This window comes from Mesorhizobium sp. WSM4806 (assembly GCF_055811635.1).
On record NZ_JBVVQZ010000024.1, the window covers coordinates 105,037 to 112,251 of the forward strand.

Here is a 7,215-nt window from a genome sequence, read left to right on the forward strand (position 1 = left end):
TTCGGCCGCACGGATGGGCTGGCGGGTTTCGCGGAAAATTCCAACACCCGCGTCCCATCCTGGCATGCCGCGGTTTGGATTTGTACGGCCTCAAATATATACCCCGCCGCCGCCGCGGGGGGGCGGTCAGTCATCGGCCCTGTCTTGAAAGAGGGGCGCTGTCTTGAAAGAGGAGAGATGAATGCGCGGCTTCCTGCTCAACCGGCTCTCACAGAGCCTCATCCTGCTCCTGATCGTCTCGGTCATCGGCTTCCTCGTGCTGAACCTGCTGCCGGGCGGGCCGCTGGCGCAATTCGGGCTCGATCCCGGCATGACGCAGGACGATCTCGAGCGCCTGAAAGAGCAATTGGGGCTGAACCGTCCGCTTTTGGTGCAATATTTCGACTGGGCCTGGCGGCTTCTCCAGGGCGACTGGGGCCACTCCTTCCGCGACGGCTCGCCTGTGCTGGCAGTGATTGGCCGGCACGTCCCTGCGACGCTGCTGCTGATGGGGACGTCCACCGCGATTGCGATCGCCATCGGCACCTGGATCGGCATTCGTGGCGCCACGCACCGCTATTCGCTGTTCGACCATATGGCGACGATCGGAGCCATGGTCGCGCTATCGATCCCGACCTTCTGGTTCGGGCTCGTCGGCATCTACGTCTTCTCCCTGCAGCTGGGCTGGCTGCCTGCAGGCAACATGTACACGATCGGCGACGGTTCGATCCTGAATTACCTGCATCACCTGATCCTGCCTAGCATCGTGCTGTCGCTGGTGCATGTCGCGATCTGGAGCCGCTACATGCGCACGGCGACGCTCGACGCCATCAGCCAGGATTTCGTCAAGACCGCCCGCGCCAAAGGCCTGAGCGAGCGCCGAGTCATCATGAAGCACGTCGTCGGCAATGCGCTCTTGCCGATGATCACACTGGCCGGGGTCCAGCTTCCCAGCATCCTGACCGGCGCGCTGGTGACGGAGACAGTGTTTACCTGGCCGGGGATGGGTCGACTGTTCCTGGACAGCCTAGGCTACAGCGACTACCCGGTCGTGATGGGACTGCTGATGTTCTCGGCCATCCTCGTCATCCTGGGCAACCTGATCGCAGACATTGCCGTAGCGATCGTCGACCCGCGCATTCGTCTGGGTTGAGCGCGTAACCTCACACCCAACAGGAGGCACCCGAAATGACCGCTCTCGTCGCAAATGCAGGACCAAGCCGCTGGTGGCGCAGCCGCACCGTGCGTCGTTTCACGAGCCATCATCTGGCGTTGCTGGGGGTGGTGATGATCACCCTTCTGACGCTGGCATGCGTCTTCGGCCCGCATCTCCTACCCTATGATTCCCTCTACATCGATTTGCGCGCCCGCTTTTCACCGCCGCTGACCGGCTACCACTATCTCGGGACCGATCCTTTGGGACGGGACGTGGCGGCGCGACTGTTGATGGCGGGGAGGACCTCACTGCTGGTGGCTTTCTCTGCCATGCTGCTGTCGACGATGATCGGAACCCTCGTCGGCGTGATCGCGGGCTACCGCGGCGGCTGGATCGGCGCAGCGCTGATGCGCACGGTCGACGGCTTCCTGTCATTCCCCTCGATCTTCCTGCTGCTGGCCTTGGCCGCGGCACTGAAGCCGAGCCCGGCCATGGTCACCGTGATCGTCGCCGTCACCAGCTGGATGGAGGTAGCCCGGATCGTCGAGGCCGAGGTGCGGTCATTGCGCGAGCGCGAGTTTGTGCTGGCCGGGCGCATGCTGGGGCTTAGCGGTGCGCATATCATGTTCCGCGAGATCCTGCCCAACGCCATGGGCCCGATCATCGTGGCCGCGACGCTGACAGTCGCGCACGCTATTCTCCTGGAAGCCTATATCAGTTTCCTGGGTTATGGCATTCAGCCGCCGCTGCCCAGCTGGGGCAACATGCTCGAGGGCGCCCAGCAGTATCTGGACAGTGCGCCCTGGCTGGCGATCATTCCCGGGGCCGCCATCACCATCGCCGTGACAAGCTTCAACTTCATCGGCGACGGGTTGCGCGATGCGCTCGACGTGCGGGACGACCGTGTCTGATCTCGCCGGCATGGACCGACCCAGCCTCCTGAAACCGCAACGAGAAGTCAGTCACGTGCACGAGCCAAAAGTCGCCAACAAGAGCACACCCTACTGGTGGGAAGCGGCGCCCGTCATGCCGCTGCCGCCGCAGCCCCTGGCCAGGACAGTCGATGTGGCGATCGTCGGCGCCGGTTATGCCGGGCTTTCGGCCGGGCTTGCGCTGGCGCGCGAGGGGCGCTCGGTTGCCGCTTTTGATGCGATGAATCCGGGGGAGGGGGCCTCGTCGCGCAATGGCGGAATTACCAGCGGGAGCATTCGGCTGGACTACGCCACGATCACCCGGCGCTTCGGCGAAGAAAAAGCCATGGCGATCGAGGCCGAGGGCAAGGTCGCGCGCGAATTCCTTTACGACTTCATCAAGTCGGAAAAGCTCGACTGCGACTTTCAACTGGTTGGCCTGTTCAAGGGCGCCATCGGATATGAACAGTACGAGAAGATGGCCCGCGGCGCCGAGGCGTTGGCGAGGAAACTGGGGATCGAATCCTACGCCGTTCCATATGCAAAGCAGCGCAACTACGTCGGCACCGACTTCTATCGCGGCGGCATGGTCAGGATGGACATCGGCGGGCTGCACCCGGCCAAGTTCCACGCGGAGCTCCTGCGGGTGGCGCTCGCTTCGGGACTGGCGGTGCATTCGAACACGCCCGTGACCTCGATCGAAAGGGATGGCTCGGGGTTCCGCGTCGCCACTTCGGCCGGAACGGTGCAGGCGCGGCAGGTGCTGGTCTGCACAAATGGTTACACCGACGGCGCCAATCCCTTCCTGCGCCGCCGGCTGGTGCCGGTTCGCAGCCGGATCATTGCCACCGAGGAACTCGCGCCTGAGCTGATGGCGCGCCTGATGCCGAAGCGGATGATGATGGGTGAGGGCCGCGAGCTTGGCTTCTATTATCGCCCTTCGCCGGACGGCAGACGCATCCTGCTCGGCGGGCGCGACAGCTCGCGTGCAGGCGATCCGGCAGCCCCGACGCTGCGTTTGCGCAACGGGCTGGGCGAAATTTTCCCAGAACTGGAGAATGTTCGTCTTTCGCACAGCTGGTTCGGCAATGTGGCGATGCACCGCGACATGCTGCCCAGGATCTTCGAGAAGGACGGCGTGGTCTATGCCACCGGCTTCTGTGGTTCGGGCGTGGTCTGGGCGCCATGGGTCGGCACGCGTGCGGCTCACAAGCTGATGGGACATGGCGATCGGGCGCGCACCGCATTCGATTTCCGGCCGCCTGCCGCCATCCCGCTCTATCGCGGCAATCCGTGGTTCATCCCGGCCGTTATCAAGGGCTACGCCCTGCAGGACCGTATCGCCTGGTGGCGCGCCAGCCGCTGAAGGCCGAACGGTTGGCGGTCTATCGACCCTTGCCGAACGATAGCGGCAACAAGGAACAGCATCACATGCACTACATCTCCACGCGCGGCCATCCCGAACGCAGGAAGTTTTGCGAGATTCTGCTTGAAGGTCTCGCCCCGGATGGCGGCCTCTATGTGCCTGAGGTCTACCCTCGGCTGGATGATGCCACGCTGGATCGGTGGCGGGGCTTGTCCTACCCGGTGCTCGCCTTTGAAATCCTGTCGCTCTACATCGACGATATTCCGCCCGCTGACCTGAAGGCCATCTGTGCAAAGACCTACAGGACCGAGGTTTTTGGGACCGCCAGGATCGCGCCCGTGCGAACGCTTGAGAGCGGTCTCCATGTGGCGGAACTGTCGAACGGTCCCACCCTGGCGTTCAAGGACATGGCGATGCAGTTGCTCGGCAATTTGCTCGAGTATGAACTGGCGCGGCGGGGTGTGGAGCTGAATATCCTCGGGGCAACCAGTGGCGACACGGGCAGCGCGGCGGAATATGCCATGCGCAGCAAGAAGGGCATCCGCGTCTTCATGATGTCGCCCCACGGACGCATGAGCGCCTTTCAGCAAGCCCAGATGTTCAGCCTGCAGGACGACAACATTCACAACATTGCCATCGAAGGGGTGTTCGACGATTGCCAGGACATCGTGAAAGCCGTGTCCGGCGATGCTCACTTCAAGAGGCGCCACCGGATCGGCGCCGTCAATTCGATCAACTGGGCCCGGCTGGTCGCTCAGGTGGTGTATTACTTCTCTGCCTATTTTCAGGTGACGGAAGAGAATTCGTCAGAAGTCGACTTCGCCGTTCCCTCGGGCAATTTCGGCAACGTCTGCGCCGGTCATGTCGCGCGCATGATGGGCCTTCCCATATCCCGTCTCGTCATTGCGACCAACGAGAACGACGTGCTCGATGAGTTTCTCCGCACCGGGGTGTATCGCGTGCGGGGCCGGGCGGATACCTATGAAACCTCGAGCCCATCCATGGACATTTCCAAGGCCTCCAATCTCGAGCGTTTCGTGTTCGACTTGCTCGGTCGCGACTCCAGCCGGACGAGATCGCTGTTCGACGATCAACTGCGCGAAAGCGGGTCGTTCGATCTCAGCGGGGATCCCGCCTTCGGGAAGGCGGCGGACCATTTTGGTTTCCGCAGCGGGAAGAGCACCCACGCCGACCGGTTGCAGACGATCCGTGACGCGTGGCACCGCTTCAACGCGCTGATCGATCCACACACTGCAGACGGCGTGAAGGTCGCGCGCGAGCATTCGGTTTCGGATGTGCCGATGATCGTGCTCGAGACGGCCCTGCCGGTCAAGTTTGCGGAGACCATCAGAGAGGCCCTGGGCCGAGAGCCAGTTCCTCCGCAACGGTTCGACGGCATAGAGGGTTTGCCGAGACGGTTCAAACTGCTTTCCGCCGATGCACAGACCGTGAAGACCTACATCGCTGAAACGCTGCAGGCTTGCTGAAAGGCTGCTTCCACGACCGGGACCTCTTTCGCCATGGCCGTATATACCGAGTTGTCACCTAACGAAGTCGCAACTTTCTTTCAGGCTCTGGGCCTGGGACAGCCGAACTCCGTTCGCGGCAGCGCGAGCGGAATTGAGAACACGAACTACTTTGTCGACACCGAGGCAGGCGAATATGTGCTGACCCTGTTCGAGCGGCTCACATTCGAGCAATTGCCCTTCTACCTTCACCTGATGAAGCACCTTGCGGCGCGGCGAATGCCGGTCCCGGATCCGGTTGCCAACGTCAGAGGCGAAATCCTTCACACACTAAAAGGCCGGCCTGCCGTGATCGTCAACAGGCTTCCTGGCGAGAGCGTGACGGCGTCGACAGAGTCGCATTGTCGCTCTGTCGGGGAGATCCTGGCGCGAATGCACGTGACCGGGAGCGATTACCCACGGCGGCAGGCCAATCCGCGCGGCCTCGAATGGTGGAACGAGGTGGTGCCGGTGGTCGGCCGCTGCGTATCTGAGGGACAGCGCTCGCTGCTCACGAGCGAACTGGCCTTTCAGAACCAGATCGCCGTGACCTCCACCTACGAGGAACTCCCAAGCGGGCCGGTGCACGCTGATCTCTTTCGCGACAACGTGTTGTTTGAAGGTGGTCACCTGACCGGCGTCTTCGATTTCTACTTCGCCGGATGCGACACCTTTCTTTTCGATATAGCCGTGTGCCTCAATGACTGGTGCGTCGATAGTGGCACCGGCCGCCAAGACACTAAGCAAGTTGCCGCCTTTCTCGGCGCGTACGAGTCAGTTCGCGCGCTCACTGGACCCGAACGCCTATTGCTTCCTGCGATGCAGCGCGCTGGAGCATTTCGTTTTTGGTTATCGCGTCTCTGGGATCTGTACCAGCCCCGGGAAGCTGCACTTCTCAAAGCACACGATCCAAGCCACTTCGAGCGTATGTTGCGTGTGCTCCGGGGAGAAGTCGCATGAGCAAGACCGCGAAGATCACCAATGGAAATGGAAGCACGATGGCACCGTCTCTCAAAGACCACGTTGGCGAGCTGCTTTCGCAGATCGAGACGGAGGGCCTGTACAAGCGCGAGCGCGTCATCACCTCGCCCCAGTCGTCCGAGATCGAGGTCGGCGGCCGCAAGCTGCTCAATTTCTGCGCCAACAATTATCTTGGCCTCGCAGATAGCGCCGACTTGCGCGATGCGGCCAAGCAGGCACTCGACCGATACGGCTACGGCATGGCCTCGGTGCGTTTCATCTGCGGCACACAGGAGGAGCACAAGCAGCTCGAGGCAAAGATATCGAGCTTCCTCGGTATGGAGGACACAATCCTCTACGGTTCCTGCTTCGACGCCAATGGCGGTCTGTTCGAGACGCTGCTTTCCGAGGAGGACGCGGTCATTTCCGACGCGCTGAACCACGCCTCGATCATCGACGGCGTCAGGCTCTCCAAAGCAAAACGCTTTCGCTATGCCAACAACGACATGGCGGCGCTCGAGGAGGAATTGAAGAAGGCCGAAGGCAGCCGCTTCAAGCTGATCGCCACCGACGGCGTTTTTTCCATGGACGGCATCATCGCCAATCTCCGGGGCGTCTGCGACCTCGCGGAAAAACACAATGCCATGGTGATGGTCGATGACAGCCACGCCGTCGGTTTCGTCGGCGAGCACGGCCGCGGCACGCCGGAATATTGCGGCGTCGAGGGCCGGGTCCATATTCTCACCGGCACGCTCGGCAAGGCATTGGGCGGCGCCTCGGGCGGCTACACGGCGGCGAGCAGGCCGGTGGTCGAATGGCTGCGCCAGCGCTCGCGTCCCTATCTCTTTTCCAACACGCTGATGCCTGCTATCGCCGGGGCCTCGCTGAAGGTGCTGGATATGATCGAGCAGGGCGGCGGCTTGCGCCGCCGGCTCTACGACAACGCCTCGCGCTTCCGCGCCAACATGGAAAAAGCGGGCTTCACGCTGGCGGGAGCCGACCACCCGATCATTCCGGTGATGATCGGCGATGCCGCGCTGGCTTCGCAAATGGCCGACATGCTGCTTGAGCGCGGCATCTACGTGATCGGCTTTTCCTTCCCCGTCGTGCCCAAGGGCCAGGCCCGCATCGGGACGCAGATGTCGGCCGCCCATTCGACCGCCGATATCGACCGGGCTGTGGCTGCGTTCGGTGAGGTAGGCCGCGAACTTGGAGTGATTGGCTGATGTCCAACATGATGCGCGCACTCGTTAAATCTCGCGCCGAGCCGGGCATCTGGATGGAAGAAGTGCCGGTGCCGGAAATCGGCCCGAACGACGTTCTGATCAAGATCAAGAA

Annotated in this window: 6 protein-coding genes and 1 pseudogene; all 7 read left to right on the forward strand. The window is 62.4% G+C overall.

All coding sequences use genetic code 11. The annotated features are described in order from the left end of the window. Positions 1-181: 181 nt before the first annotated feature. Positions 182-1,132 (forward strand): ABC transporter permease, encoded by a 951-nt coding sequence (locus AC0L2M_RS29925; RefSeq protein WP_287304141.1) that lies wholly within the window; start codon positions 182-184, stop codon positions 1,130-1,132. 35 nt (positions 1,133-1,167) lie between these two features. Continuing rightward, positions 1,168-2,046, forward strand: a complete 879-nt coding sequence (locus AC0L2M_RS29930; protein ID WP_023798449.1) for an ABC transporter permease — start codon at positions 1,168-1,170, stop codon at positions 2,044-2,046. Between the two features lie 115 nt (positions 2,047-2,161). After that, the gene (locus AC0L2M_RS29935; protein WP_473536658.1) at positions 2,162-3,412 is read left to right on the forward strand and encodes an NAD(P)/FAD-dependent oxidoreductase; all 1,251 of its coding nucleotides are present in this window, start codon (positions 2,162-2,164) and stop codon (positions 3,410-3,412) included. Further along, the gene (thrC, locus tag AC0L2M_RS29940) at positions 3,394-4,899 is read left to right on the forward strand and encodes a threonine synthase (protein ID WP_473536648.1); all 1,506 of its coding nucleotides are present in this window, start codon (positions 3,394-3,396) and stop codon (positions 4,897-4,899) included. The genes AC0L2M_RS29935 and thrC overlap by 19 nt, the downstream gene beginning before the upstream one ends. 33 nt (positions 4,900-4,932) lie before the next feature. After that, positions 4,933-5,877, forward strand: a complete 945-nt coding sequence (locus AC0L2M_RS29945; RefSeq protein ID WP_473536649.1) for a homoserine kinase — start codon at positions 4,933-4,935, stop codon at positions 5,875-5,877. A 38-nt stretch (positions 5,878-5,915) separates the two neighbouring features. Beyond that, positions 5,916-7,103 (forward strand): glycine C-acetyltransferase, encoded by a 1,188-nt coding sequence (locus AC0L2M_RS29950; RefSeq protein ID WP_473536659.1) that lies wholly within the window; start codon positions 5,916-5,918, stop codon positions 7,101-7,103. Continuing rightward, positions 7,103-7,215 (forward strand): annotated as a pseudogene (gene tdh, locus AC0L2M_RS29955) (L-threonine 3-dehydrogenase); the annotation flags it as partial. The gene AC0L2M_RS29950 and the pseudogene tdh, both read left to right, overlap by 1 nt.